Source organism: Bacteroidia bacterium (assembly GCA_016218155.1).
GTDB lineage: Bacteria > Bacteroidota > Bacteroidia > Bacteroidales > GWA2-32-17 > GWA2-32-17.
The window spans coordinates 167,872-194,367 of sequence record JACREQ010000069.1 but is presented as its reverse complement, the minus strand read 5'-3'; the positions used below and the strand labels follow the sequence as shown (position 1 = coordinate 194,367).

Below are 26,496 nucleotides of genomic sequence, written 5' to 3'. Positions count from 1 at the left end.
TTGTTTTCTCAAAACTAATTAAGTTTTTTATAAATTTTGATAAGAAATAGCATATGCTGATTATTTTTTTTGATTTTTAATAAATGGGGTTGAAAATGCTATTCAGCGTAGTTACAAACTACGCTGAGATCAGCGAATATTATTCAGCGTAGTTACAAACTACGCTGAGATCAGGGTAATAATTAACCGCCGAATCTTGGATTCACTACATTATTATAAATAGATCCGAAGGTGTAGCTTAAACCAATACTAAAATAATAGCTAAAACTTGTAGCAAGTTCTTTCTGTCTAAGTAGCATTTCTTCCTGAGTTGCACCGCTTTTTGGTAATGATAATTGATTTCTTATAAAAGAATATGAACCATAAATATTAAAAGATAACCCTTTAACAATGCGAATTTTTGAATCTATATAAGTATTCAAACTGTTTTTTGTAAAGTCATGAAAATAGTTTTGTCCATTAATAGAAATTGATATATTTCCCCATTTTTGAATAGTGTTAAGTGTAATATTTAAGCTTTGTGTGTAAAGCTTTTCATTTATTTTATTATAAATGGTTGTGTCTAAATAATCATAATGTTTATATCCAATTGTATATCTGATGGTGAATTGTTTTCTTGAAGATTCTGTGTATGGAAAAATATTATATTCTAATGCAGGGTATACAAAATATCCTAATTTGATATTACTATAGGTAGAATAATTTGATCCAACAGTTAAGCCTGCTGACCAATGATTTGTGATACTTTTAACAATAAGCGCAGATGAGTAAAGTGATTTACTTGTTGAATATATTGTAGTATCGCTCATTTCAAATCTTTGTTTATAATAATTATGTCCAATATAAATATCATATTTCCATTTTTCAGTGACTCTGTTTATTTGCAAATTTGAATTTATACTTGCTGAATTATATAATTGTTCTGCGTTTAACCATGCCGAAGAACCTAAAGTAAATACCCAACTATCCCATTTATCTTTAACTTCAGTAGTATCAGCAATAGATTCATATTTTATTGAAATATTTTTAGCTAATTTAGTTTTAGCAACATATCTAAGAAGGCCCAATTGTAAATTATGAAGGAAATCGTTTCTTATTTCAAAAGTTGTATTATTTGCATTCGTAGAGAAAATAATTGTATCAATCATTCCAATAAGTTCTTTTTGACCAGTAAAAAATAATTTATATTCTTGACCACTACTTCCAGTACTTTGAGATGAAACAAGTACATGTACTTGAGCATCCTTTGGATCGCGAACATAATTAACATATAATACTTCTTTTTTAATAAATGCTAAATCGCAATCGTTACATTCAATAAATAATTTTAGTGCACCTGTCCGATTTACTTCTTTCTCTGCACTTTGTGAGAACAAATGTCCCGATAAACATATATATGTTAATAACAATATTATTTTCTTCATGTTAAATTTGTTTGCAACAAAAATAACAAAGAAAACATCAAAATATTGTTAAAAAGTGGTAAATAAATTATTTGCTTAAAATACTTTGAATCGGAATTGTAAAAATAAACTCAGCACCTTTGCCTGTTTTACTTTCAACCCATATATTTCCGTTATGTGCTTTTATAATTTTTTTAGAGATAACAAGTCCTAATCCGGTGCTTTTTTCATTACCAGTAGGTACTGCAGAGCCACGATTAAATGGCTTAAATAAATTGCTGATTTCATTATTCGCAATGCCTGGTCCGAAATCTTTAACTTTTGTTAAAATGGTATCATTAAAGAAATGACAGTATATTTCAATCTTAGAATTATTGTTACTGAATTTTATAGCGTTACTTAATAGATTATTAATTACCTGTTCAATTTTGTTTTGATCTATTAGTAATTTAATTGGGGTACAGTTACTAATTAAATCTAATTTAATACTCTTTTTATTTGCAATAACCTGATTAATTTCGATAATTGCTTTTAAGAAAGCGGTATATTCAACCTCAGCTAATCTTAATCTTGATTCTTCAGCTTCAAGTGTAGAAAAATCGAGCAAGTCGTTTAGTAATTCGATTGAAAATTTACTAGAGTCCTTAATAATATTTATAAATTCTGTAGTTTTTTCTGGGCTATATGCATTTGATTTATCTAGTAGTACATCTGCAAACGAGTATATTGCTGTAATTGGATTTCGTATATCGTGTGCTGCAATTTGTATTATTTCGTTTTTGAATTTTAATAATTCTTCTAATTTTTTTCTTTGTTCAACTTGTTCGGTTATGTCATCAATAATAACAAGTTGCATTTCTTCATTTTTGTAATGAACAAGTTTATTTATAAATGTAAAATGCTTTTTAGTTTTAATATTTTTAATTTCAAATTCTCTACTTATTTTTTCTTTTAAAACTTTATCTCCAATAAATCCTTTAATAAAATTATTTCGGAATGCACATTTTTCGCATGCTGTAGTATGGCCACAAATTTGTCCTTCTTTAAGCTGAAACTCACAACCTATTACTTCTCCACATAATTTATTTAAGGAATTAAATTCATCAGCTTCAAACAGGTTTTTGAAAGCATCATTAAAAAAGTGTATTTTGTTATTTTTGTCAATTACAAAAATTGCAGAAGGAATATTATTAAACAATGCCCACAAAAACTCGGATGATTCGCTGGGAGTTATGTTTTTATTTTCCATCAGTTAAATTTGAATTATTATTTGTTTTTCGACTGCCCTGATATAGATGATACTCCTGATAAGTACATTCTATTGGCCCGTTAAACAGTTTAACTTTTTTAGAAGACTTAAGACCTATAGATTTTGCTGCTTCGTTATCCATAGAAAGAATAACTGCTTTAAAACCCATATACTGATGTTTTAAATGAGAACCAATACTGTTATAAAAAGCATAAATATCTTCAATTTGTAATCTTTCGCCATAGGGTGGGTTGCAAATTAATAAACCTGCAGATTTTGGCTGAATAGAATCAAAAAAATCTTCTTTTTTAAATGTAATATAATCTACCATTCCGGCATTTTTCGCATTGTTAAAAGCAAAGTCAATCATTTCGGGATTTAAATCTGAACAAATTATTTCAGCTTCTGAAGGTATAATATCCGCATTAGCTCTTTCTTTTACCCATGTTAAATCTTTTACATCAAAAGAATTCCAACTCATGAATGAATAATATTTTCTATTAAACCCCGGTGGAGTGTTGGTTGCAATATATGCAGCTTCAATTGGAATTGTTCCTGAGCCACACATTGGGTCTATAAGCAAAGATTTTTTATCCCATTTTGAAATTAACAACATTCCTGAAGCAAGAACTTCATTTAACGGAGCTTCGCCAGTAAATTTTCTATAACCTCGTTGGTTTAATGTCTTTCCCGAGCTATCTAACGAAATAGTAACATTATCCTCATAAATGTGAACATTTATAACAATGTCAGGATCAATCTTATCTACTGATGGTCGAATTTTAAATTTATCTCTGAATTTATCAACAACTGCGTCTTTTGTTTTTTGAGCAAGAAAACCAGTATGCCTGAAGTTATTTGAGTATGCAGATACATCAATGTAAATTGATTTTCTGTAATCAAAGTATTCATCCCACGCTATTTCGTATATTTTGTTATATAATTCAGTTTCGTTAATTGCTGTAAATTCAGAAATGGGCCAGATTATTCTTAATGCGGTTCTTAGACAATAGTTGGCTCTGTATAATTCTGCTAAATTACCTGTAAAAGCAACAGCTCTGCGAAGAATTTTAACGTTCTTGAAATTTTGTGATGTTAATTCTTCAGCAAGAATTTCTTCGAGTCCGGCAGATGTTTTTGCAATAAATTTCATTTTTTACTTCTGATTTTTAGCTATTTTACGAGTAAGTTTTGCAATAACATGCTTTCCGCATTTTTCGCTAAGGGTAGTACAAATATTATCATCAAGTTCTTTATATCTGTATTCCGAATTATCCTTATTTGCTCCAAAAACATAGTCGCCAAAATTTCTGTTATTTGATATTTTTTCATCTTTTAATGCTGATGAACTCCATTCACCAAGCATTTTTTCTCTCTTACCAGTATATAATTTAAATGTAGAACCTGCTTCACAGCTACTTAATTGAAATGTTTTTCCGTTATATGGTGAAGCTGCATCGTTTACAGTTTCTGAATTAGTAGATTCTCTGACATAAAAACTTGAAATATCCAATATAAAATCTGCACTTTGTTTTTCATTTTCGGTTATTTCAAGATTATAATATCCTGATTCGGATTTTAAACCTTGAATAAAAGCATTTTTATATTCTTTCCAATTGGTTTCTTTTGCATATTTGCCATCAAAAAAAGTATTTACTTTAGTATCAGAAGTAAAGTTTATGTACATTATTGATTTTGTTTTTAATGGCTTGCCAATATAACACCCATACAAACAAAGAATTATAAACAAAGTGCTAATTGAAATTATTTTCATATTATTTATAATTTAATCTGAAATTTCTGCTAATATCCATAATCCGGTACGAATTTCAATCAAAAATCGGTTATTGTCAAATATTTTATCAAAAAAAGACATAAATGGCAGGTCGTTAACGTATATATTATTTGAACTAATTTTCCCTAAACTTATAATTTGTGTAACAGGAAAAAAATGTTGTTTATTTCCTGTATTGCAATAAATCGATTTATTGAAATTCTTATGAAATACTTTTTTTACAACCTGAGATGAAGTAGAAGTTGAGTATATAGTTATATTCTGATAAATGCTGTCATTCGAATAATGATATGAGATATTTGTAATTGGACTGGCATCAGAAATTGCAATACTTTGAATTAAACGATTATCGAAAATGTATTTATATTCATTTGGAATAAAGAAACTTCCGGAAGATTTTTCTATTTCTTCTTTTTTGAGGTTGTCAGATTCTGCAAAACTCCATTCGTAATTACTTGAAAATCCATCAGCATTGAAATTACTTTTATGAAAAATAAATTTGATTTTTCTGCTAGGAATAGGATAGTTTACAAAAAGGAGGCTATCAAACTTTTCTGCAAAACAGATAGTAGTAACCTTAAATTCTGCAATTTTAGAATGATTTATGCAAACTGCATCAGAATCTTTGGCTAATGATAAAATAGACTCCTGAGCTTGTAACAGATTAGAAAATGTTAGAAATAGAAAGACTAGCTTATGCATTATTTTTTGTGCACTGGCTTAACTTTAGAAGTATCTGCAGGGAAAATAACCATTGAATCCTTTTCTTCAAGAATTTTATGTACAGGATCACGTTCTTCAATGATTTTAGGAGTTACATTATTGTTACAAGATAATACAATAACAAATAATATAAGTAGGAGTGAGGTTAATTTAAAATATTTCATAAATAATAGTTAACAAGAAAAATTATTCGCCAAATTTATCTTCGGCTTCTTTTCTTGCCTTTTCTTTACTTTTAGTACTTTCTTCAGATTTTACAACAGAAGTTTTACGAAAAACTCCCTCTAGTTGGAAACCAGGAGTTTTATATCCTCTTTCGTCTTTTTTGTCTGTAAAATATACCTTTCCCATTAATTGGTAATTAATACCCATTTCAGGATCAGTTAAAAGACTGTCATTAGGGTTTTTAGTAAGATAAATAGAGAAGTTAGAAAATCCCCATTGTCTGAATTTCCACATACAATCCCATTCTTCAGCATCTATTTTATCATCTGTACGGTAAATTACAATATCAGCTTTTGCAATATCATCAACTACCAATAATACAAGATTAGCATCACCAGGGTGGGTCATTTCAATTACTGTCTGAGCCTTTAAAATATTAGAAAAGTTAATAAAAGCTATGACTAATAAAATTAATAAGCTGGTTCTCATGATTCTAAAGTGTAATAGTTTATTTCTAACATACAAATATATTAAAAAACGATAATAAAAGAAAAAAAGTTTATCAGAAAAAAATTAACAGCTACAATTTTTGTCGCATTTTCCCTGTCTTTTTGAATTTGGTTTAAATGAGTTGTAAATCATAAAAACTGAAGCTAATATTGCCGCAAGGACTATCGTTATTGTAATAATATCAAAAATCATAGATTAAAAGAGATTTCCAATTATTTGTATTAAAAATGCTAAAAACCATGCAAGTGCTGTTGAGTAAAAAACTGTAAATGCTGCCCATTTCCATGTCCCGGTTTCTTTTCTAACTGCTGCTATTGCAGCCACACATGGAAAATACACTAAAACAAAAACTAAATATGATAAAGCGGTTAATGGATTAAATAATTTTTGTTCAGAATTAGAGTCAATTGTAGCATTTCTAAGTTTGTAAATTAAAGTCTGATTATTTAATCCAGGGGCTCCATCAGCCTGAAATAGGACTCCTAACGTACTTACAACAATTTCTTTTCCGGTTATTCCGGCAACTAAACTAACACTCATTCTCCAATCGAAACCCAAAGGACGCATAACAGGCTCTATAAATTTCCCAATTCTTCCAATATATGAGTTTTCGAGGTGCTCGGCTTTCATTTTATTGTTGATATTTCTTATTTCATCGTTAATAAAATTAACATTCGAAGTATTTGACTTATTTATTAACTCTTTTTCTAATTTTTGTTTTATTGAAAGATAGTCTTTAGTGTATTTTGTTTCTCTAGGAAAATAGCCTAAAGCCCAAACAATAATTGCAGCTACTAATATTACACCCGACATTTTCTTTAAGTATTGTGTGGCCTTACTCCACATGTGTTTTGTGGTGTTTCTTAAAGTAGGCATTCTATATGGTGGTAATTCCATAACAAATGGAATATCTTTAGTTCTGAAGAACGTTTTCTTAAAAAGAATTGCCATTAATGCTGCTAAAATAATTCCGAAAATATATATGGCAAATAGCATGTTTCCTGGGTGACTTGGAAAAACAGCTCCGATAATTAAAATATAAACAGGCAGTCGTGCGCTACACGACATAAATGGATTTATTAAAATGGTAAGTATTCTGTCATTTTTGCTTTCTATTGTTCTTGTTGCCATTATTGCAGGAACATTACAACCAAAACCCATAATTAACGGGATAAATGATTTTCCATGTAAACCAATTTTGTGCATTAATTTATCTACAATAAAAGCTGCTCTGGCCAGATAGCCGGTATCTTCCATTAATGAAATAAAGAAAAATAGTATTAAAATATTTGGCAGAAAAACAATTACACCGCCAACTCCATGAATTACACCGTCAATCAATAAGTCTTTAAATGAGCTGGCTGCAAGATTGTTATCAATCCAATTACCGAATAAATTAACCAGACTGTCAATCCAACCCATTGGATATTTTCCAAGCGTAAAAGTTGCCTGAAACATAATCCACATTATTACTATAAATAAAGGAAAGCCAAATATTTTATGTGTTAAAAAACTATCAATTATTTTTGATCTGTTTTTGTTTGTATTAGTTCCACCTTTGTATGTTTCTTTTAGAGCACCTGCAATAAACCCATATTTTGCATCGGTAACAAGTGTTTCACTATCTTCTTTTAAATTATTCTCGAGTAAATCTATGCTTTTGCATACTATTGATAAAATCTCTGCTTTATTTTCGCAGCTTTCAATTAGCTGATTTACATTTTTATCTTTTTCTAATAATTTTATAGCTAAAAACCTTGAGGAAAATTTATCTGTAAGACTGTTGTTAATTTTTATTTTTTCCTGAATTAATTTAATTCTTTCCTCAATATTGTGACCGTAATTTATGTGGATATGTCTGTAATATGGTTCATTATCTTCATATAATTCTATTACTTTATCCATTAAATGGTAAATGCCTCTTCCTCTTGAGCTGACAGTAGGAGTAACAGGAAATCCAACCATTTTACCAAATTTCTCGAAATCAAATTTATCCCCTTTCTTTTCCAGCTCATCATACATATTTAAAGCTATTACAGCTTTTATATCCATATCTATTAACTGAGTTGTTAAATAAAGGTTTCGTTCTAGATTAGAGCTATCTATAACATTAATCACAATATCTGGGAATTCAGAAAAGATATAATTTCTTACATATAGTTCTTCAGGTGAGTATGCAGATAGTGAATATGTACCGGGAAGATCAACTATTTTTATTGTATAACCTTTATGTTTAAATTTTGCAGATTTAGCATCAACAGTAACACCACTATAATTTCCAACGTGTTCCTGAGAACCTGAGGCATGATTAAACAGAGTAGTTTTTCCACAATTTGGATTGCCTACTAATGCAATATTTATTGTTTTACCTTTCTCACTTGCTTTTTGTAAAAGAAATTCTTCGTTTACAAGATTTTCAGTTTCGTGTTCTTCAATATTATTGATTATTTCTAATTCTGTTATTACTTCAATTAGTGAGGCTTCTGAGTTTCTTAACGAAACTTCATAACCCATAATTTCATATATAACCGGATCTTTTAAAGGGGCTCGTTTTATTAATTTGACTTTTTTGCCTTTAACAAAGCCCATCTCTGTAATTCGCTTACGAAAAGCTCCACGCCCTTTTATCTTAACTATAATTGCCTGTTCGCCAACCTGTAAATCAGAGAGTATCATTATTTAGATTAAATAAACGCAAAGGTAAGGTTTTTTATCTTATTTAGTACTTAAATTAATGATGTATTTTAGTAATTCCGTCAAATAAAAAAAATATAGCTATTAAAAATTAATACTTTTGTAATGTTAAAAAAATGGAAGATCATAATATACATAATAAAATTAATGAGTTATTAGGACAAACTCCTGATAAATTTCAAATAATTGAAGAAAATATACCTATTGATATACAGGTTGAATATTTTGATTATTCAAAAAGAGTTAGGGAAGAGTCCGATTATGAGAATGTTATGATCGTCAAGGATTTGTTATTTAATCCTTTAACTGTTTTGCCTTTAAAAAAGGAGATATTATCAAAACTTGCATTTATAGATAAACCCGAAGCTTACAGAACTATTGAAAAGTATTTATTAAATCCGGATAACGATTTAGAATATTGGGCAAAACTGGCATTGTTAGAAAATAAAATGCTTTTGGAAAGTTCGATTTTAGAACAAAATCATATATTAATTTCATCTGGATTAGGTGGAAAAAACAATAAGTTAAGATACTTTTTAGTTGTCTTTTTAAAGGAAGGTTTTTTGTTTGATGAAATGCGTAAAAAAGTAGTATTAAATGAGTTTGACGTAGTTTTAAAAAAGAATCACTGTAATACTGAGCAATTAAAATTTTATAAATATTTTTTTACTTTAACAGTTCTTGTACCACTAGATGTTTCACTTAAAAATGCCTTTGTTACTGCTATTGATGAATGTAATCAGTTTGGTGGTTTTTTAATGGATAATTATATTGTAACTAATGTTAAAAAATTAAATGCTAAAGAAATAAAGGATTTTATAAGCCGACAATCAAAAGAAAATAAATAATGAATAATATTGTAAATGTTGCAATACAGGCTCTACCTGTAAGTAAAACAAATCATCCGTACAACATTGTTGATAAAGCAATAGAAATTATCCATAATTCAGGATTAACATATAAGGTTTGTCCATTTGAAACTGTGGTAGAAGGAAAGCTTGATGTAATATTACAACTTATTGCAAAAATTCAGGAGGTTTGCTATTCTGAAGGAGCTGAAACAATGATGATGTATATTAAAATACAATCTTCAGCAATTAATGATGTTCTTATTGAAGATAAAATGAAGAAATATAGTTAGCTAAATTATTTTTTAGCTTCTAAATCATCATAACTAATATTTGAGAAATCAGAATTTTGAACTTCTGAATTTGGAGGAGTTGATGATTGTTCATCATTTACTTGCTCATCTTGAGTAAAATTATTATTTTTTATAAAATTAATAACATCATCTAAACCATCTGCAAATTTCTCAAAATCTTCTTTATATAAAAATAATTTATGCTTTTCGTAGTACATTTTACCATCGGGAGCAATTCTTTTTTTACTTTCGGTAATAGTTAAATAGTAATCATCTTTTCTTGTTGATTTAACATCAAAAAAGTATGTTCTCTTACCAGCTCTTACTGCTTTAGAATAAATCTCTTCACGATCATTCTGTAGATTTTCCTCATTTCTTTCGTAACCTTCCATCATCTTAATTTTTTACTGTTAATTGCATTAGGTTCCAACATAGGCAAATATAAATTCTTTTTATAAAGCTTGCAATGCTTTTTGTATTTTTTTATTAGTAAGCATGTTAATAATTCCGAATAAATAAATTGCAAATAAACGGTAATAGATATAATAATTTGAGTACTTTTGCAGCCTGTAAATTTAAAGGTTCTTAAATAATTATGTTAAGCCGTAGACTATTACGAATCAAAGTGATGCAAGTGTTGTACGCATTCTTTCAACGCGACAATCACGATATGCAGTTAAGTGAAAAAGAGCTCTTTCATAGTATTCATAAAGCATATGAGTTGTATCATTACCTCATGTTACTTATTATTGATGTACGCGATTACAGTGCCGATAAAATTGAAATGGCAAAGAATAAAATGCGTCCAACTGATTATGATTTAAATCCTAGCGAAAGGTTTGTTAATAACAGAGTGTTAATGCAAATTGAGCAGAATAAAAATTTTAAGAAGTTTTTAAATGATTATAAATTCTCATGGGTAAATTATCCAGAGTTAGTTAAAAAAATATATATTGAGGTTTCTGATTCTGAAAGTTTTAATAAGTACTCAAAGGGTGCTGAACCTGGTTATAAAGAAGATAAACAGATTGTTATAGATATTTTTACAAATTATATTGCTAACAACGAGGAACTATTTTTATCATTAGAAGAACAAAGCATTTATTGGAATGACGATGTTGAATTTATTATTAGTATGATAAATAAATCAATTGGTAGTTTTAAAGAAAATCAGAGCGAAATAGAACCTTTAGCATCACTTTATAAAAATGATGATGATATAGAATTTGTAAAAACTTTATTCAGAAAGACAATTGTAAACCATGATGCAAATGTTGAGTTAATTAGTAAGTTTACTAAAAATTGGGAGATAGAGCGTATTGCATTTATGGATATGTTATTAATGGAAATGGCGCTTGTTGAAGCAATTGAAATGGATTTTATTCCTACCAGAGTTACATTAAATGAATATATTGAAATATCAAAATTCTATAGTACTGAGCGAAGCAGCGTTTTTATTAATGGTATTTTAGATAAAATTTTCACAAACTTAAAATCAGAAAATAAAATTGTAAAAAAGGGCAGAGGTCTTATTGGTGAAGACAAAGTTCAGAATTAACATTTTTTATTTAGTTCATGCTTTAAATCTGATAAATGAAAATTAACTTTGCAAAAAAATAAGCAAATGAAAATAATAAATTTATTAATTATTTCATCTATAGTAATGTTATTTGCATGTAATTCAAGTAATGACAATACTGTAAATAGTGATTTAATAAATAATCCGATTACAGCCTCCGGAAATAATGGAGATACAAGCTTACTTCCTAAATTCAAATGGAATGAGCAGGTTCATGACTTTGGTGTAATAATTCAGGGCGAAAAAGTTGCATATACTTACAATTTTACAAATGTTGGTAAGTCAAACTTAATTATTAGTTCTGTTCATGCCAGTTGTGGATGTACCGTTCCAAAATATGATACTGATCCTATTGCTCCAGGCAAAACCGGAAAAATTGAAGTTGTATTTGACAGTTCTGACAGAAATGGTATGCAAAATAAAACATTAACAGTTTTGGCAAATACCCAACCAAATACTGTTGAATTACATTTTTCGGCAGAAGTTGTTGAACCTGAAAAGAAATAAATTATCTTTAACCTTTTAAATAAATAAAATGAACAATTTACTTTTAGTTTTACTAATGGGTGGCGGAAAAGACCAGAACCCTTTGATGTCACTTCTTCCTTTATTACTTATTATTGTTGTTTTCTACTTTTTTATGATCAGACCACAGATGAAAAAGCAGAAAGAAATGAAAAATTTCAGATCATCATTAAAAGTTGGTGATAAAGTAATTACCTCTGGAGGTATTTATGGTAAAATAGCTGAAATGAGAGACACAACAATAATCATGGAAGTTGAAGACAAAATGCGTATGAAAGTTGATATTGCATCAATTTTCCGTGATTCAAGCGACTTGGAAACAAAAAAATAAATATTGATTGAAATCTGATTTACTCAGGCAATTTAGAAACTTATTTAAAGAAGAAAAGGTCAGGCTAAATAAACGTTTACTGATCTTTTTCTTCTTTCTTGTTTTATCTACTTTTATCTGGACGTTAAATGCTCTTGATAAAGAGTATGTTACTGAGATTAACTATCCTGTTTCCTATTTTAATTTCCCCGAAGATAAAATTGAAACTCTTGATTTGCCGGAGTATTTTACATTAAGGGTTGAAGCTTCCGGTTATTTACTTTTAAAACAAAAAATAGGCAAATCCATTTATCCTCTTCAAATTGATATTTTAAAGTATTTGCCTGAGATTTATTTGGCTGATACAGTAGGTTTTGTTATCAGAACATCTTCATTTAGGGAAACTATTGAAAACCAGCTTTCAGATCAAATAAAAATTATTGAAATAAAACCAGAATCAATAAAATTTTTATTAGCAAAAAAGGTTTCAAAAGCAATTGTTGTAAAACCAAATATTAAATATAAACTTCAAAAGCAGCTTGTTTTAAAGGATATAATTACTATTAGTCCCGAAAAAATTATCGTAAGTGGACCAATAAATATATTAGATACTTTAAATTTTATTTCAACAGATTTAATTGATCTAGGTGTTATTTCAGAATCAATTAATGAAGTTTTAACATTACAATCGATTAAAAATCTAACTTATTCATTTAATAATGTTAATATTAAAATTGATGTAGAAAAATTTACCGAATCTTCAGTTGAAATTCCGGTCACTGTTATGAATATTCCAGATTCAATTAAAATTCAGTTATTTCCTGAGAAAGTTAAAGTTTATTATTGCATTGGTTTAAGTAAATATAATTTTATTAACCCCGCGCAATTTGCTGCTGTTGCCGATTACAATGAAATAAAAGAAAGTAATGCCAAAAAATTAACTGTATTAATCAAAGAGTTTCCGTCAAATGTGTTTAATTTAAAGGTAAGCCCCAGAACAGTTGATTTTATAATTAAAACTCAGAAGTAATGATTTCTGTAGGTTTAACAGGTGGAATTGGCAGTGGAAAATCAGTTGTGGCTGATATGTTCAAAGTACTTAATATTCCTGTTTACAATTCCGATATAGAAGCAAAAAATATTATGGAAACTAATTCAGAAATTAAAACTGAATTAGTTAAACTATTAGGAAATGAAACCTATTTAGAAAATAAAATTAACAGACCATTTATTGCATCAAAAATCTTTTCCGATTTAACTATAAGAAATAAGTTAAATGAAATTGTTCATAAGTATGTATTTGAGGATTATAAGGTATGGGCAGAATCTAATATATTATCGAAATTTGTATTGTTGGAATCGGCAATATTATTTGAAACCGGTAATGCCGGATTTAATAAATTTAATATATTAGTAGTTTCGTCTAAAGAATTGAAATTTAAAAGATTGAAAGAAAGAGGAATGGCTGAAGCAGATATATTACAAAGAATGTCAGCACAATGGTACGATGAAAAAACTATTGAACTTGCTGATTATGTGGTTTATAATAACGAAAATGATTTTATTTCAAAGCAGGTTTTATCAATATATGAGAATATAATTTCACGAATAAATAATTAAAATTTATGAAGTTAGGTAAATGGATAGGAGGTGGATTAGGTTGGGCATTCTTTGGTCCAATTGGAGCACTATTCGGTTTTGCCATTGGTGCTGTGCTCGATTCAGGTGAAGTAAGGGTACAAAAGACTACCCAAACCACACGAGGTGATTTTACATTAAGTCTTATTGTTCTTGTTGCAGCTGTTATGAAAGCTGATGGCAAAGTTTTAAAAGTTGAACTTGACTACGTAAAGAAGTTCTTTATTCAAAGTTTTGGAAGCGAAGAGGCTAAAGAAGCATTAAAAATGCTGAAGGATTTGTTGGATAAAGATATTCCTGTTTATGAAGTTACAGGACAGATTCGTCAATTTTTAGATTATTCGTCAAGATTACAATTATTGCATTTTTTATATGGAATTGCACAGGCCGACGGACATGTACATGAATCTGAAAGAATACTTATTCAGGATATTGGAATAGGAATGGGGCTTTCAAATGAAGATGTAGGCTCAGTTGTTGCTATGTTTTCTAATAATATTGAATCAGCATATAAAGTACTTGAAATTGAACCAAACGCTTCAAATGAAGAAGTTAAAAAAGCATACAGAAAACAAGCTCACATTCACCATCCTGACCGGGTTAGCTATTTAGGAGAAGAAATACAGAAGAATGCAAAAGAAAAATTCCAAAAAATAAGTGATGCTTACGAAAAAATAAAGAAAGAACGGGGCATGGTTTAAATGTTAATAAAATCATTGTTGTTTAAGGGAATTTTTAAGTTCAACTTTTTACCTTTGTACAAAAACTGAATAAATATAATTATGGATTTGAAAGGAATTATGGCAATATCAGGTTATCCTGGTCTTTTTAAAATGGTATCTCAAGCTAAGGGAAGTATTATTGTTGAATCTCTGATAGATGGAAAGAGAATGCCGGCATTTAACTCTTATAAAATTAGTTCTTTGGAAGATATCGCAATATTTACTGAGGAAAAAGAAATTCCTTTAACTGAGGTATTTAAAAAAATGCTTGTTACATATGAAAACAAGCCATCTGTTGATCCAAAAGCTTCAAATAACGATTTAGTTAAAGCTTTCTCGGTTATTCTTCCTGATTATGATAAAGATAAGGTTTATGTTTCTGATATTAAGAAAGTGTTTTCATGGTATAACATGCTTTTAGCAAAAGATTTACTAAAAGATGAGCCTGAAAGTGAAAAGAAAGAAACCGAAGAAGTGACAGAGGAAGTTGCTAAACCAAAAGCTAAAAAAGCAGCTGCAAAAACTGCTACTCCTAAAGATTTAAATAACGTTAAGACAAAAGCTGCAAAGCCAAAAACTATGTCTAAGCCTGCTGTTGTTAAGAAAAGTAGCAGCTCAAGCTCAGGGAAAGTATAGCAAATAAAATATTTAATTTTAATAGTCATCTGTAGTATCATCTAAAGATGACTTTTTTATTTTATGGAATTAGTAGTGAAGAGTCGCCATAGCTCAAAAATCTGAAATCATTTTTTAAAGCATAGCTGTATATTTTTTTCCAGTTATCTCCGACTAAAGCAGAAACCAAAGCTAATAATGTACTTTTTGGTTGATGAAAGTTTGTTATTATACCTGAAATTATTCTGAATTTATAACCGGGTGCAATCATTATTGAAGTTGAAGCATTAATGCTATCAATGCAATTAGTAATCATGTAATTTTCGATTGCTTTTAATGCGAACATGGTGTCTGTTTTTGCATTAATACCATATGCGTCCCATTGATTTACAGTAAAATGAATAGATTCTACTTCGTTGGCAATTAAATTTCCTATAATGTATAAACTTTCTAAGGTTCTAACTGAAGTTGTACCAACGGCAATGATATTCGGGTAGTGTTTTATTAAATTATGAATCAGTTTTAATGAAACCTGAAAATGCTCGGTATGCATTTTATGAGTTCCCAAAGTTTCACTTTGTAATGGTCTAAAAGTTCCGGCTCCAACATGAAGAGTTAAGTAATCTGTATTAATTCCCTTTTTTGTTAAACTGTTAAACTCATTTTCTGTAAAATGCAAACCTGCTGTTGGTGCGGCTACAGATCCGTCAATTTTTGAATATACCGTTTGGTAACGCTTATTGTCACTTTCTTCAGGTTTACGGTTTAAATATGGTGGAATAGGTATCTCGCCACAAATTTCTATTAATTCTGCAAAACTTATATTGTTAGTCCATTCAAATTCAATAATATGTGAGCTTTGTTCAGATTCTATCAGTTTTGCTTGTATTCTTATAATTTTACTTTTGTAACTTATATCTTTTGTTAAAATTTCTGATTTCCATTTTTTTAAGTTTCCAACCATGCATTTCCACTGACATTTATTAGTTTGTGCAAATGCAACGGCATATTCAGCAGGATAGTGAGGCTCAAGACAAAATATTTCGATTCTGGCACCAGTTGACTTATTAAATTCAATTCTTGCATGAATAACTTTAGTATTATTAAAAACTAATAAACTGCTTTCGGGAATATAATCAGATAGTTGTGAAAAATTATTATGAGAAATTTCACCGTTTTTATAAACTAGTAATTTAGATTGATTTCTTTCTGTTAATGGAAATTTTGCAATTCTTTCATCTGGTAAGTCGTAGCTGAAAACCGATGTAGCAATATTACGCGGGTCATGCATTGTCATAGACTGCAAAAATAACTAACTTTATGGTTTAAAATTTATACTATGGCAATTTGTGTTGGCGATACCGTTAGATTTTTAAATGATGTTGGCGGTGGCAGAGTTACAAGAATTAAAGACAAAACAGCTTACGTTCTTATAGACGAAGGATTTGAGGTTCCTGTAAATGTTTCGCAATTAGTAATTATCAATAAAAATTCTGACAGTACTAAAAGTGATACTAAGAAAGATGAAAAAATTCAGACTAAAAAATTTACTGATTTTCAGATAAATTATAATTACTCTGAAAGAGAGGAAAACTCATTTGAAGAAGAATTTGAGGAAGATAAATTAACTGATAATAAGAAATATAGCTCAGATAAAACTATTAAGGAATTTAAAAAGAGCACTTCAAAACAAGATGATAAATTCTTTATAGCATTTGTTCCAGAAAAAGGTAAAAAAGATGGTGAAGAGGGGGTAAGTCTCTATTTGATAAACGATTCTGAATTTAGTTTGCTTTATTCTATAGGAATTTGCGAGGGAGATGAGCATGCTTTACTTGATGCAGGTCAGGCAGACAGCTATGAGAAAATAAATATCTCTAGAATTGCTAAGGAATCATATCCTGCTTTAAAAAGTATAACTGTGCAGGCAATTAAATTTAAAAAGGGAATTTACAACAGTGAAAATGTAATTGATGAAGAACTTAAAATAAAGTCATTTAAATTATTAAATAACAGTAGTTTTAAAGATAATGAATATTTTGATTTTAGTGCATGGCTAATTCAGCTCGAGACTCAATTTACAGATGAAGAAAAAGAGAAACCAACTTTTAAAAATATTTCAGATATTCTTTTAGAAAAGGAAATTGTTGAACCGGATTTATCAAAGAAATTCAAGAAAAGACCTGAACCTGTTTTGATTGAAGTCGATTTACATATTAACCAACTTGTTGATCAAATAAAAGGTATGTCAAATTCTGAGATGTTGGAAATTCAACTTGGAAAATTCAGGTCAGAACTCGAGAATGCAATACAGGATAAAACAATAAACCAGATTGTATTTATTCACGGAATAGGAAACGGAACTCTTAAAATGGCTTTAAGAAAGCAACTTGACGATCTGTATAAACATTTGCAATATCACGATGCTTCATTTCAGGAATACGGGTATGGAGCTACATTAGTGATAATACGTAGATAGTATAGTTCAAAGTTATTAGGTTATTAGTAAAATGTTAGTTTAACTAATAACCTATTAACTTAATAACTTGATTTTTTAGAACTTTACTTCAGGAACTTTTTCAGCACCAGCTGCTGCTTTAAAATATGCTTTGGTGTCAAAATCAAATAATGATGCAAAAATATTACGTGGGAATTTTCTTATGGCAACATTGTATTCCATTGTAACTTCGTTAAAAAGACTACGTTCAGTAGCAATTTTATCTTCAATCTGACTTAGTTTTGATTGTAACATTAAGAAATTCTGGTCGGCTTTAAGATTTGGATATTGTTCAACAACAACCATAAGTTTTTGTAAACTTGATTTTAATTCACCCTGAGCCTGCTCGAATTTTTGTAACGATTCCTCGTTAAGATTTTCAGGACTTATAGTAATTGAAGAAGCTTTTGAACGTGCTTCAATTACACCTGTTAAAGTTGTTTGCTCATGAGTTGCATATCCTTTTACTGTAGAAACCAAATTATTAATCAGGTCGGCTCTATATTGATATTGAGTTTCAACCTGTGCCCATTGCTTGTTAACCAATCCTTCACGTTCTACTAAACCATTATAGTACTGGTATGATACAAATGATACAATAATTAAAAAAACAACTATTATACTAATTAGTAAAGTAGCGCCAAGGCAACCTGCACCTTTGGTTTTTAAGTTTTTGTCGTATTTGTTTTGTAATTCTTCCATAAATTTTGGGATTTAAAAATATTTAGCGAAGTTAGTGAAAACAACTAAAATATTACATAATTTTACAGTGAGAAACCCTAAAATTTCATAAAATGGATAATAAAGAAAAAGTATTAACTGCATTGAAAAAGAGTGGTAAACCTTTAAAAGGTGGTGAAATTGCTGAATTAACAGGAATAGATAAAAAAGAAGTTGACAAAGCAATTAAAGGACTTGTAACAGAAGGAAAAGTTGTATCACCACAACGGTGTTTTTATGCTCCAAAATAGTAAAAAATAAAAGCTCAGATTTGAGCTTTTATTTTTATGATTTGTTATATAATTCTAAATATTTAAAAATCTGTAAATAATAATTTAGTTTTGTAGCTAATTTATTGTACCTTTGTAGCAATGGTGAACTGTCAATTTTAATTTATTGAATATTGTGAGCTTGCCGTTTAATAATTATTCATTTAAACATTTAAGTATTAAGAATGGCAAAATCTCAGCAAACTTTCAACAAAAGCGAAAAAGAAAAGAACAGACAAAAAAAGCGTAAAGACAAAGAGCAAAGAAAAGAAGAACGAAAAGCAAATGCTGGAAACGGAGACCTAAACAGCATGATTGCATATGTTGATGAAAACGGAGTAATTACATCAACACCACCAGATCCAAACAGAAAAATTAAAGTAAAAGCTGAGCATATTCAAATTGGAATTGCCCGACGTGAAGCAGGAGAAGAAGTATCTTTAATAAGAACTGGAATTGTTACATTTTTTAATGATGCAAAAGGATTTGGGTTTATCAGGGATTCTGTAACACAAGAAAGTATTTTTACTCACATAAATGGTCATGTTGATTCAATTAAAGAAAATAATAAAGTAACATTTCAGGTAGAAAAAGGAAAAAAAGGACTCAATGCAGTTGATGTAAGAGTCGTAAGATAATATAAATACTAATTTAAATTTAAATAAAATGAAAGAAGGAATAGTAAAGTTTTTTAACAACACCAAAGGATTTGGTTTTATAAAACAAACAGACACAGGCGAAGACATTTTTGTACATCAAACAGGGCTTATCGATTCAATTAACGAAAACGATAAAGTTGAATTTGAAGTTGAAAACGGAAAAAAAGGCTTGAATGCTGTTAAAGTAAAGAAAATAGAATAATATTTTATTAAAAATCTATTTGAAAGCCATTCTGAAAAGAGTGGCTTTTTTAATAACTAAATATTGAGTTTATTTGTAATACAATTAGAAGTAAAATATAAAAATATTTATAACAATCTGTGTTATAGCATTAAAGTTATAATCTGTTTGTAAATAGAAGAAATAATTATGAAGGAAAAGATTGCTTTTTTACTATGTCTTTTCATCTTTTTTAATTCAACTTTTGCTCAAAATCAAAGATATTACCAGCAATATGAGGAAATTTTATCTGAACTTAATAATCATAATATTTTTAATGCAATTGCATTAATTGATAATTTTCTTAAAGAATACCCTCAGGAAAAACCAATGTATTTTAATCGCGGTATAGCTAAATTTCAATTAAATCAGGTAAATGCTGCTATAATAGATTTTAAGAGAGCTTTAGGAAGTGGGGATTTAGAATTAGATAGTGCAATAAATTTTTATATTTCAAAAGAATATGCTGCTAATGTTTTGGCTGAAGGTTATATGGGTAAAGTTAATCTTCTTGAAGAAAATAATTTAAAACCTGTATTTAGTAAAGCAGATACTTTACGTGGTTTTTTAACACATGAAAGAAAATGTTTTGATGTAACATTCTATAATTTGAAAGTCAGAGTAAAACCTGAAGAGAAAAAAATTATTGGGAAAAACCTGATTTACTTTAATGTTATTGCAAAAACAAAACGAATTCAGATAGATCTCTTTGATAATTATTCTATTGACTCTATTTTATGTAATGGAATCTTTTTAAATTATGAAAGAGATGCAAATGCTATATTTATTGATTTTAATGAAGAATTAAACATCGGTGATAAAAAAATAATTCAGATTAATTATTCTGGTATTCCAAGAGAAGCTCCAAATCCGCCTTGGAATGGAGGCTTTGTATGGAAGAAGAAAAAAGATGTTGATTGGATTGGTGTTTCTTGTGAACATCTTGGAGCAAGTTCTTGGTGGCCTAATAAGGATCATTTAAGTGATAAGCCTGACTCAATGAAAATAACAATTGAAGTTCCAAAAGAATTAATGGCTATTTGTAATGGGAATTTAAGAAACTCTTATTTTTCAGATAGTGAATATAGTGCTTATGAATGGTTTGTATCTTATCCTATAAATAATTATAATGTTACTTTTTATGCTGGAGATTTTTTTCAGTTTGATGAAATTTATACAAATGCAAATAATTCCTATCGTTTTGATTTTTATGTTCATCCTTCTAACCAGTTTAAAGCTGAAAAATATTATAGTAAAACAAAAGATATAGTTGAAACTTTTGAAAAACTTTTTGGAGAATATCCTTTTAAAAATGATGGAATAGCAATGATTGAGTCACCTTTTGAGGGAATGGAACATCAAAGTGCTATTGCTATTGGTGATAACTACGGAAAAATAAACAGGTATGATTTTATAAAAACTGAATATGATTATCTTTTAGTTCATGAAACAGCTCATGAATGGTGGGGAAACGCTGTTGCTATTGGAGATATGGCTGATGCTTGGATTAATGAAGGTTTTGCAACTTATGCAGAATTGTTATTTTTAGAAGAAAAATATGGTTATGATGCATATATTGCTGGAGTTGCAGATGTGATGCAAAACATATTCAATATCTGGCCTATGGTGGGAGAGAGGAATGTAAATGACAATACATTTTTAAGTGGTGATATTTACCAAAAAGGTGCAATAATGCTTCATAGTTTGAGATGTACAATGAACAATGATTCACTTTTTAAAAAACTTATTAAAGATTTTTATAACCAAAGTAAATTCAAGATTAATAGCACTGATGATTTTCTGAACTTTGTTAAGAATTTCACAGGAAAAGATTATTCACCATTGTTAAAAACATTTCTTTATTATGCTGAACCACCATTATTAAGATATTCAGCTGCAATAGAAAACAATGACATTATTTTTAATTATAAATTTGATAATGTTTTACCAGGTTTTGAAATGCCATTTAATGTTTTAACAAATAATAAAAATAGTTCTATAAAATTAATTGGTAATGATAAAATTCAATCAATAATAATTAAAGATGCATCATTATTATATCTTCCAACTGGATTTTTATTTGAGAATAAGATGATTCACAATTCTTTCACTTATTACTTAAATGATTATTTGGAAATAAAAGACATAAGTAATTATAATTATGATAAATTAATTGAAGAAGGTCGTATAATTGAAAAATATAAAGATGGAGAATGGAAATATTATTATCCAAATGGAAAACTGCAATATATTATTAATTATAAATTAGGCTTAATGAATGGGAAATATGAAAGTTATCTTGAAAATGGAGAAAAAGAAATCATGAAATTTTACAAAAATGATACCTTGATTGATTATTGTTATCATTATAAAGATAGTGTTGTCAGTTTTAAAGAATCATTTATTAATGGTACAATAGATACAATTTATTATTTCAAAAATGGTGTTTTAGAATCAAAAGGTAAAATTGTAAATCAAAAGGAAGAAGGAATATGGCAGCTTTTTCATGATAATGGAAAAATTTCTGCAAAGGGAGAATTTATTGATGGTAAATTTATACCCGATACATGGAAATATTTTGACACAAATGGTAATATTTTAAATAAAATTGACACACTTTCAACTGTAAATAAATTACCCGAATATAGAAGTGGGCTTAAAAATCTATATAATGATGTAAGTTTATTTTTGAAATTAACAGAAAATCAGAAACCTAAAGAAAGCGGAACTGCTTATATTAGTTTTCTTATTTCACCGACTGGTGTTGTTTCAGAATTTAAACAAGAGAATGCTTATTCGCCTGAATTTGCAAAAGAAATAATAAATGTTTTAAAATCTTTACCAAGGTGGATACCTGGCTATTTTAATGGTAACCCCGTATATACAAAAGTTGTTTATCCATTTAAATATACTTTAAAACAAAACTAATTTTTAAGACATTATTATAATATGATGATTAAATGCAAAGCAAATTTCATATATTTTATTTTTTCGTTAAATTTGATTAACACATAATTTAATAAATACACATGAAATTACTTTTTACATTTGTTACAATTACATTATTTTCGATTACCGGCTTTTGCCAACTAAATTGCAATCTTACATATTTAACAACAATCGAAAATTTTGATGTTTACACACATAATCAAAGTGGAGCAATATTATATAGAGCAAAATTTGCTGTTGACGCAGATGGTTGCCCCAGAGCTTATGGTCCAAATGATACCGGGCTCGACTGGACAGCAAATGCAGGTTATCCCGGAAACTGGTGGGGTATTGTTACAGATGTGAATGGTGATCCTATTATTCAGGGATCTGGCGATCCATATCCAGGAATGTATGTGTCAAGTACTTCTTTAGTTCAGTCGGGTTACTCAAATTACAATCCATTACGATACGTCGATTCCGAGAATATTCCTTTTATCGCTTTACCATCATCGCTACAAACATTAGCCAATATTTCAATGGGTGATTTGGTTTATGCAAAAAATACAACTAACGGAAATACTTGTTTTGCATACCTTGCAGATACCGGACCAGGTGGAAAACTAGGTGAAGGATCAATTTATCTTGCAGTAGCATTAGGATTGAATGGTAGTCCCAGAAACGGAGGCACTTCATTACCCATAATTGATTATGTAGTTTTTCCTCAATCGGGTTTGGGACAAGGTACACATCTTACACTTTCACAAATTAACAGTATGGGTTTAACAGAACTAACAGCTGCAGGTGGTACAGGTTTGCCGGATTGTCTTGATTCACCAACACAAACATTAGATTGTAGTGCTGCTATTTCAATAAGTTGCGGAATAATGTATTCCGGTGCCAGTTCAACAGCTTCATCATTAATTGGAACTTACGGTTGTAATACATGGACTGAAACCGGACCTGAAAGGATGCACACAATTATACCAGGTACCAATGGAACAATTACTGCAACAATTTCAAATTTTACAGGAGATCTGGATGTTTACATACTTGGCAGTTGCGATGCCACAAATTGCTTGGGAACTGTTTCTTCATCGTCAGCAACTTATACGGGGGCAATAGCCGGTAATACCTATTATATTGTAGTTGATGCTGATGATGGAAGCGGAAGTGCATACGATTTAGTAGTTAGTTGTCCGGCAACAACTGGCAATAATGAAATTTCTGAAAATAGCTTACTAAATATTGATTTATTTCCAAATCCAACAAATGGATTAATTAATATTGATTCAAAATCTAATATTATTGAAAAAATAATTGTACTGGATCAATTGGGCAATAAGATTGAAACGTTTGATTTAAGAAATAATGAAACTATTAATATTGAGAAATACTCAAGTGGAATTTATTTCTTTAGAATTATTGATTGCAAACATAATTCGACTTTTATTAAGGTAATAAAAGAATAGAGTTGATTTAGAATTGCGTTCGTAAACTCAAAACAAACCAAATTGCAAATATATAATAATCAAAGTATTTCATTATATTTAATTGTCTCATAATTTATATTATGTTAAATAGCTTTATAACGAATTAGATTTAAATTTTATTGTATTCCCCGATTTATTTAGTTGCACTTAGTTTAATCTTGAGCTTATCATACTGCTCTTTTCTTTGTAATCTTTTGTAAATATCCAAAAGGCAAATCATAGTATTTTTATTGCTCCCATCTTGTTCAAGTGCTTTTTCTAATAATGGTGCTGCCTTTTTTATTTCTGATAAAAATATTTCTTTTTCGCTGCTATATTTCTCCTGATTTATATTTAAGTACGAATCTGCAGTTTTTAAATGATTTATAGAACTGTTATAATACATTATTCCTAAATTATATACTGCATCCGGATGATTCGGATTTAATTCTACAGCCTTAATATAGCTTTGCATTGCATCTTTATCTTGTTTTAACTGTGTAAATAAACTTCCCTGCAAATTAAATAATTCAGCCTGAGTTGGGTTCAATTTAGTTCCTTTATTAAGATATTCTAATGCCTCAGTGGTTAATCCTAAATTTAAAAAAAGTTTAACAACGTTTACAATAAGCTGGTATGAATTATTTGGAAAAAGATTAATTCCTTTTTTATATGCCTCAATTGCAGCTGAATTATTCTTTTCTGCTTTGTATGCCTCTGCTAAATAGTTATATACCTCTACTTTTGGATAATTCTGTGAAGCTAGAAGTAATAAATACTTTTTTTCTTTATCGGTATTATTTGAAAGTGCAGCAGAAATTCCTGCATAATAATATGTTTCCTGATTAGTTACAGATGGATTAAGTAAGTTACCAACATCTGCCGAACGTTCAAAAGTAAGTAATGCAACATTATATTTTTGATTATTAAATTCTGTAGCTCCTTTATTAAAGTATAGTTGAGAAAGCAATTTAATTTGTGTAGCTATTTCTTTTGAGAGTTCCTTTTTAATATCAAGCGAACTGGCTTTCATAATTGACATGTATGCAATCTCAATACTTCCGGGGTTCTCAACAGGTTTGCTTGAATATAATAATGAGTTAATCTCACCTCTATAAAGCCATACTTTAGCAACCTTTGAATTTAATGGATCAGCGGCAGCAACATCTATTTCTTTTTTTGCATTAATATAATCTCCTGCTTTTAAAAATTTCTGGTAATTATCAATAGCAGTTTGTGAAAACGCAAATACGCTTAAAAGATTAATAATTAATAAAGTTGTCGCTACCCTAATCATTACAGAAATTTGCTTCATGCTTTTTACGTTCTGTACAGGGCTTTTGATACAATAAAAACCACTTTTCGGGTAAATTATTTATAAAGCTCTTTTTCAATAGCTACAGCTTTTCCTGTTTCGTTCAGTGTTTGATATGCTTTCATTAACATAGTCATTACATTACGATTTTTTGGATCAATTTTATATGCTGCTTCTAAATATGGAACAGATTTTTTAAACAAATACTCATATTCCTGTTTGTTTGATTCAGATCTAGCTTTATATGCTGTAACAGCAGGATTATAGTATAATACACCAAGGTTAAAATTAATATTAAATAATAGCTGATTATCAGTAGTTTTTAATGTTAAAGCTTTTTCATATGTTTTAACTGCTTTATCACGATATTCTACCGAGGTTGCCTGATAACCTTTTTTAGCATAATCTTTTGAAATTGTATTGAAAGCTCCAGCTAAGACAACAAGCATTTTTGTGTTTGTTGGATTTTTAAGAATTGCTGCCTGAATAAATTCAGCCATTTCGCTAACTTTTTTTGCTTTACTGAATACATCTATTGCAGCCATTATAACGTCTGTGTTGTCAGGATAAAGTCTTGCCCCTTTATCTATTACAAGTTTTGACGTAGCTGTATCGCCCATTGACAATAATAAATCGGAATAATAAATATAGCCTAATGGAATTCCAGCCTGTTTAGCTTTTTCAATATTAGGCTCGTTTACTAAAACAACCTGAGAATAATATTTTTTTGCTTTCTCTTTATCTCCAGTCTTTTGAGCGCAATAACCAGTATAAACAATTATAGAATTTTTGTTTATTTTACTTGTTTCAATTAGATGATCAACAATTGCCTGATCGCTTCCTAATGTTTTTACCGATTCAAAAAAGTTTTCGAAATTTTCTAAGGCTGTTGAGTATTCTGCCGGAGTATTTGTTTTTAATGCTGAATTATAAGAATTTATTCCCTGATTATAAAACATTGTACTTAAATCAAATAATACATTAATACAATCAGAGTTTAACTTATTTTCTGTATCTAATTCTTTACATTTTTCAATAGCTTTAAGTGCTTCTTTTGCTGCATTTGGAGTAGTTTTCTTGAAAACTTCAGATTTTGCCAATTCAGTATAAACATATCCTTTTAAATACCAATTATCTGCACTTTTACTTCCATTAATATCTGCACAACTTTTATCTATAGCTATTTTTGCTTTATCTAACTTTCCTTCAATTTGTTTTATAAAATTTTCTCCTTTACTGGCTGGCTTTGTATCTGTTTGCGATAATGCTGAAGATGTGACTATTACTAGAGAAATAATTATCAGAAATATTGTCCTCATATAAAATATTGCTATTTAAAGATATAAA

At 29.0% G+C, this 26,496-nt stretch carries 28 protein-coding genes; 16 read left to right on the top strand and 12 right to left on the bottom strand.

All coding sequences use genetic code 11. The features are described 5' to 3' along the window. Nucleotides 1-182 precede the first annotated feature (182 nt). From HY951_12860 to HY951_12840, 5 genes are all read right to left on the bottom strand, one after another. Nucleotides 183-1,424: a hypothetical protein gene (locus HY951_12860; protein MBI5540947.1), complete on the bottom strand. Its 1,242-nt coding sequence runs from the start codon at nucleotides 1,422-1,424 to the stop codon at nucleotides 183-185. A gap of 67 nt (nucleotides 1,425-1,491) precedes the next feature. Then, entirely contained in the window at nucleotides 1,492-2,652 is a 1,161-nt protein-coding gene (locus tag HY951_12855; GenBank protein MBI5540946.1) for a PAS domain-containing protein, read from the bottom strand. Then, nucleotides 2,642-3,805: an RNA methyltransferase gene (locus HY951_12850; protein ID MBI5540945.1), complete on the bottom strand. Its 1,164-nt coding sequence runs from the start codon at nucleotides 3,803-3,805 to the stop codon at nucleotides 2,642-2,644. The genes HY951_12855 and HY951_12850 overlap by 11 nt, the downstream gene beginning before the upstream one ends. A gap of 3 nt (nucleotides 3,806-3,808) precedes the next feature. After that, nucleotides 3,809-4,426 carry a hypothetical protein gene (locus HY951_12845; GenBank protein MBI5540944.1) on the bottom strand — a complete coding sequence of 206 codons (618 nt, stop codon included), beginning with the start codon at nucleotides 4,424-4,426 and terminating at the stop codon, nucleotides 3,809-3,811. 12 nt (nucleotides 4,427-4,438) lie between these two features. Further along, nucleotides 4,439-5,149, bottom strand: coding sequence for a hypothetical protein (locus HY951_12840; protein MBI5540943.1), 711 nt, complete (start codon nucleotides 5,147-5,149; stop codon nucleotides 4,439-4,441). Between HY951_12840 and HY951_12835 the strand changes: the two genes are divergently transcribed. Then, on the top strand, nucleotides 5,144-5,347 hold the full coding sequence (locus tag HY951_12835; GenBank protein MBI5540942.1) for a hypothetical protein: 204 nt from the start codon (nucleotides 5,144-5,146) through the stop codon (nucleotides 5,345-5,347). The genes HY951_12840 and HY951_12835 overlap by 6 nt on opposite strands. A 9-nt stretch (nucleotides 5,348-5,356) precedes the next feature. Here HY951_12835 and HY951_12830 read toward each other — a convergent pair whose 3' ends face one another. After that, complete coding sequence (locus tag HY951_12830; GenBank protein ID MBI5540941.1) at nucleotides 5,357-5,824, bottom strand: hypothetical protein; 468 nt, start codon at nucleotides 5,822-5,824, stop codon at nucleotides 5,357-5,359. 216 nt (nucleotides 5,825-6,040) lie between these two features. Continuing rightward, complete coding sequence (gene feoB, locus HY951_12825; protein ID MBI5540940.1) at nucleotides 6,041-8,521, bottom strand: ferrous iron transport protein B; 2,481 nt, start codon at nucleotides 8,519-8,521, stop codon at nucleotides 6,041-6,043. A gap of 134 nt (nucleotides 8,522-8,655) precedes the next feature. On the opposite strand from feoB, the gene HY951_12820 reads away from it, so the two are divergent. After that, the gene (locus tag HY951_12820) at nucleotides 8,656-9,387 is read left to right on the top strand and encodes a hypothetical protein (protein MBI5540939.1); all 732 of its coding nucleotides are present in this window, start codon (nucleotides 8,656-8,658) and stop codon (nucleotides 9,385-9,387) included. Beyond that, nucleotides 9,387-9,680 (top strand): thiamine-binding protein, encoded by a 294-nt coding sequence (locus HY951_12815; protein ID MBI5540938.1) that lies wholly within the window; start codon nucleotides 9,387-9,389, stop codon nucleotides 9,678-9,680. The genes HY951_12820 and HY951_12815 overlap by 1 nt, the downstream gene beginning before the upstream one ends. Nucleotides 9,681-9,685: 5 nt before the next feature. On the opposite strand, the gene HY951_12810 is transcribed toward HY951_12815, so the two are convergent. After that, entirely contained in the window at nucleotides 9,686-10,072 is a 387-nt protein-coding gene (locus tag HY951_12810; GenBank protein MBI5540937.1) for a PUR family DNA/RNA-binding protein, read from the bottom strand. Nucleotides 10,073-10,308: 236 nt separating this feature from the next. Between HY951_12810 and HY951_12805 the strand changes: the two genes are divergently transcribed. The 7 genes from HY951_12805 to HY951_12775 all read left to right on the top strand — a co-directional run bounded on the left by HY951_12805 (nucleotide 10,309) and on the right by HY951_12775 (nucleotide 15,090). Further along, nucleotides 10,309-11,238: a transcription antitermination protein NusB gene (locus tag HY951_12805; protein MBI5540936.1), complete on the top strand. Its 930-nt coding sequence runs from the start codon at nucleotides 10,309-10,311 to the stop codon at nucleotides 11,236-11,238. Between the two features lie 66 nt (nucleotides 11,239-11,304). After that, entirely contained in the window at nucleotides 11,305-11,766 is a 462-nt protein-coding gene (locus HY951_12800; GenBank protein MBI5540935.1) for a DUF1573 domain-containing protein, read from the top strand. Between the two features lie 28 nt (nucleotides 11,767-11,794). Beyond that, nucleotides 11,795-12,115: a preprotein translocase subunit YajC gene (yajC, locus tag HY951_12795; protein MBI5540934.1), complete on the top strand. Its 321-nt coding sequence runs from the start codon at nucleotides 11,795-11,797 to the stop codon at nucleotides 12,113-12,115. A 7-nt stretch (nucleotides 12,116-12,122) separates the two neighbouring features. Beyond that, on the top strand, nucleotides 12,123-13,124 hold the full coding sequence (locus HY951_12790) for a YbbR-like domain-containing protein (GenBank protein ID MBI5540933.1): 1,002 nt from the start codon (nucleotides 12,123-12,125) through the stop codon (nucleotides 13,122-13,124). After that, nucleotides 13,124-13,714, top strand: a complete 591-nt coding sequence (gene coaE, locus HY951_12785; protein MBI5540932.1) for a dephospho-CoA kinase — start codon at nucleotides 13,124-13,126, stop codon at nucleotides 13,712-13,714. Before HY951_12790 ends, coaE begins: the two co-directional genes overlap by 1 nt. Nucleotides 13,715-13,719: 5 nt before the next feature. Beyond that, nucleotides 13,720-14,433 (top strand): TerB family tellurite resistance protein, encoded by a 714-nt coding sequence (locus HY951_12780; GenBank protein MBI5540931.1) that lies wholly within the window; start codon nucleotides 13,720-13,722, stop codon nucleotides 14,431-14,433. Between the two features lie 81 nt (nucleotides 14,434-14,514). Then, a complete protein-coding gene (locus HY951_12775) occupies nucleotides 14,515-15,090 on the top strand; it encodes a DUF5606 domain-containing protein (protein MBI5540930.1) in 576 nt (191 codons plus the stop codon). 61 nt (nucleotides 15,091-15,151) lie between these two features. Here the strand turns inward: HY951_12775 and HY951_12770 are convergent, their stop codons facing one another. Continuing rightward, on the bottom strand, nucleotides 15,152-16,360 hold the full coding sequence (locus HY951_12770; protein ID MBI5540929.1) for an S-adenosylmethionine:tRNA ribosyltransferase-isomerase: 1,209 nt from the start codon (nucleotides 16,358-16,360) through the stop codon (nucleotides 15,152-15,154). A gap of 48 nt (nucleotides 16,361-16,408) precedes the next feature. Here HY951_12770 and HY951_12765 point away from each other — a divergent pair, with 48 nt between their 5' ends. Then, nucleotides 16,409-17,548, top strand: a complete 1,140-nt coding sequence (locus tag HY951_12765; GenBank protein MBI5540928.1) for a DUF2027 domain-containing protein — start codon at nucleotides 16,409-16,411, stop codon at nucleotides 17,546-17,548. A gap of 75 nt (nucleotides 17,549-17,623) precedes the next feature. Here HY951_12765 and HY951_12760 read toward each other — a convergent pair whose 3' ends face one another. Continuing rightward, nucleotides 17,624-18,268 (bottom strand): LemA family protein, encoded by a 645-nt coding sequence (locus HY951_12760; protein ID MBI5540927.1) that lies wholly within the window; start codon nucleotides 18,266-18,268, stop codon nucleotides 17,624-17,626. 92 nt (nucleotides 18,269-18,360) lie between these two features. Here HY951_12760 and HY951_12755 point away from each other — a divergent pair, with 92 nt between their 5' ends. The 5 genes from HY951_12755 to HY951_12735 all read left to right on the top strand — a co-directional run bounded on the left by HY951_12755 (nucleotide 18,361) and on the right by HY951_12735 (nucleotide 23,834). Further along, entirely contained in the window at nucleotides 18,361-18,537 is a 177-nt protein-coding gene (locus tag HY951_12755; protein MBI5540926.1) for a MarR family transcriptional regulator, read from the top strand. Nucleotides 18,538-18,740: 203 nt separating this feature from the next. Beyond that, nucleotides 18,741-19,193: a cold shock domain-containing protein gene (locus tag HY951_12750; GenBank protein MBI5540925.1), complete on the top strand. Its 453-nt coding sequence runs from the start codon at nucleotides 18,741-18,743 to the stop codon at nucleotides 19,191-19,193. 28 nt (nucleotides 19,194-19,221) lie between these two features. Next, nucleotides 19,222-19,416: a cold shock domain-containing protein gene (locus tag HY951_12745; protein ID MBI5540924.1), complete on the top strand. Its 195-nt coding sequence runs from the start codon at nucleotides 19,222-19,224 to the stop codon at nucleotides 19,414-19,416. A 168-nt stretch (nucleotides 19,417-19,584) separates the two neighbouring features. Next, nucleotides 19,585-22,362 carry a hypothetical protein gene (locus HY951_12740; protein MBI5540923.1) on the top strand — a complete coding sequence of 926 codons (2,778 nt, stop codon included), beginning with the start codon at nucleotides 19,585-19,587 and terminating at the stop codon, nucleotides 22,360-22,362. A 101-nt stretch (nucleotides 22,363-22,463) separates the two neighbouring features. Then, nucleotides 22,464-23,834: a T9SS type A sorting domain-containing protein gene (locus tag HY951_12735; GenBank protein MBI5540922.1), complete on the top strand. Its 1,371-nt coding sequence runs from the start codon at nucleotides 22,464-22,466 to the stop codon at nucleotides 23,832-23,834. Nucleotides 23,835-23,988: 154 nt separating this feature from the next. Here HY951_12735 and HY951_12730 read toward each other — a convergent pair whose 3' ends face one another. After that, a complete protein-coding gene (locus HY951_12730) occupies nucleotides 23,989-25,149 on the bottom strand; it encodes a tetratricopeptide repeat protein (protein ID MBI5540921.1) in 1,161 nt (386 codons plus the stop codon). A 56-nt stretch (nucleotides 25,150-25,205) separates the two neighbouring features. Next, the gene (locus HY951_12725) at nucleotides 25,206-26,468 is read right to left on the bottom strand and encodes a hypothetical protein (GenBank protein MBI5540920.1); all 1,263 of its coding nucleotides are present in this window, start codon (nucleotides 26,466-26,468) and stop codon (nucleotides 25,206-25,208) included. Nucleotides 26,469-26,496: the final 28 nt, after the last annotated feature.

What these genes read in the sequence shown, in the direction of transcription:
- HY951_12815 (MBI5540938.1), top strand. Translation starts at nt 9,387, where the DNA reads ATGAATAATATTGTAAATGTTGCAATACAGGCTCTACCTGTAAGTAAA.
- HY951_12800 (MBI5540935.1), top strand. Translation starts at nt 11,305, where the DNA reads ATGAAAATAATAAATTTATTAATTATTTCATCTATAGTAATGTTATTT.
- coaE (MBI5540932.1), top strand. Translation starts at nt 13,124, where the DNA reads ATGATTTCTGTAGGTTTAACAGGTGGAATTGGCAGTGGAAAATCAGTT.
- HY951_12760 (MBI5540927.1), bottom strand. Translation starts at nt 18,268, where the DNA reads ATGGAAGAATTACAAAACAAATACGACAAAAACTTAAAAACCAAAGGT.
- HY951_12855 (MBI5540946.1), bottom strand. Translation starts at nt 2,652, where the DNA reads ATGGAAAATAAAAACATAACTCCCAGCGAATCATCCGAGTTTTTGTGG.
- HY951_12735 (MBI5540922.1), top strand. Translation starts at nt 22,464, where the DNA reads ATGAAATTACTTTTTACATTTGTTACAATTACATTATTTTCGATTACC.
- HY951_12770 (MBI5540929.1), bottom strand. Translation starts at nt 16,360, where the DNA reads ATGCATGACCCGCGTAATATTGCTACATCGGTTTTCAGCTACGACTTA.
- HY951_12850 (MBI5540945.1), bottom strand. Translation starts at nt 3,805, where the DNA reads ATGAAATTTATTGCAAAAACATCTGCCGGACTCGAAGAAATTCTTGCT.
- feoB (MBI5540940.1), bottom strand. Translation starts at nt 8,521, where the DNA reads ATGATACTCTCTGATTTACAGGTTGGCGAACAGGCAATTATAGTTAAG.
- HY951_12765 (MBI5540928.1), top strand. Translation starts at nt 16,409, where the DNA reads ATGGCAATTTGTGTTGGCGATACCGTTAGATTTTTAAATGATGTTGGC.
- HY951_12845 (MBI5540944.1), bottom strand. Translation starts at nt 4,426, where the DNA reads ATGAAAATAATTTCAATTAGCACTTTGTTTATAATTCTTTGTTTGTAT.
- HY951_12780 (MBI5540931.1), top strand. Translation starts at nt 13,720, where the DNA reads ATGAAGTTAGGTAAATGGATAGGAGGTGGATTAGGTTGGGCATTCTTT.
- HY951_12740 (MBI5540923.1), top strand. Translation starts at nt 19,585, where the DNA reads ATGAAGGAAAAGATTGCTTTTTTACTATGTCTTTTCATCTTTTTTAAT.
- HY951_12750 (MBI5540925.1), top strand. Translation starts at nt 18,741, where the DNA reads ATGGCAAAATCTCAGCAAACTTTCAACAAAAGCGAAAAAGAAAAGAAC.
- HY951_12775 (MBI5540930.1), top strand. Translation starts at nt 14,515, where the DNA reads ATGGATTTGAAAGGAATTATGGCAATATCAGGTTATCCTGGTCTTTTT.
- HY951_12805 (MBI5540936.1), top strand. Translation starts at nt 10,309, where the DNA reads ATGCAAGTGTTGTACGCATTCTTTCAACGCGACAATCACGATATGCAG.
- HY951_12810 (MBI5540937.1), bottom strand. Translation starts at nt 10,072, where the DNA reads ATGGAAGGTTACGAAAGAAATGAGGAAAATCTACAGAATGATCGTGAA.
- HY951_12840 (MBI5540943.1), bottom strand. Translation starts at nt 5,149, where the DNA reads ATGCATAAGCTAGTCTTTCTATTTCTAACATTTTCTAATCTGTTACAA.
- HY951_12830 (MBI5540941.1), bottom strand. Translation starts at nt 5,824, where the DNA reads ATGAGAACCAGCTTATTAATTTTATTAGTCATAGCTTTTATTAACTTT.
- HY951_12820 (MBI5540939.1), top strand. Translation starts at nt 8,656, where the DNA reads ATGGAAGATCATAATATACATAATAAAATTAATGAGTTATTAGGACAA.
- HY951_12730 (MBI5540921.1), bottom strand. Translation starts at nt 25,149, where the DNA reads ATGAAGCAAATTTCTGTAATGATTAGGGTAGCGACAACTTTATTAATT.
- HY951_12835 (MBI5540942.1), top strand. Translation starts at nt 5,144, where the DNA reads ATGCATTATTTTTTGTGCACTGGCTTAACTTTAGAAGTATCTGCAGGG.
- HY951_12745 (MBI5540924.1), top strand. Translation starts at nt 19,222, where the DNA reads ATGAAAGAAGGAATAGTAAAGTTTTTTAACAACACCAAAGGATTTGGT.
- HY951_12725 (MBI5540920.1), bottom strand. Translation starts at nt 26,468, where the DNA reads ATGAGGACAATATTTCTGATAATTATTTCTCTAGTAATAGTCACATCT.
- HY951_12755 (MBI5540926.1), top strand. Translation starts at nt 18,361, where the DNA reads ATGGATAATAAAGAAAAAGTATTAACTGCATTGAAAAAGAGTGGTAAA.
- yajC (MBI5540934.1), top strand. Translation starts at nt 11,795, where the DNA reads ATGAACAATTTACTTTTAGTTTTACTAATGGGTGGCGGAAAAGACCAG.
- HY951_12860 (MBI5540947.1), bottom strand. Translation starts at nt 1,424, where the DNA reads ATGAAGAAAATAATATTGTTATTAACATATATATGTTTATCGGGACAT.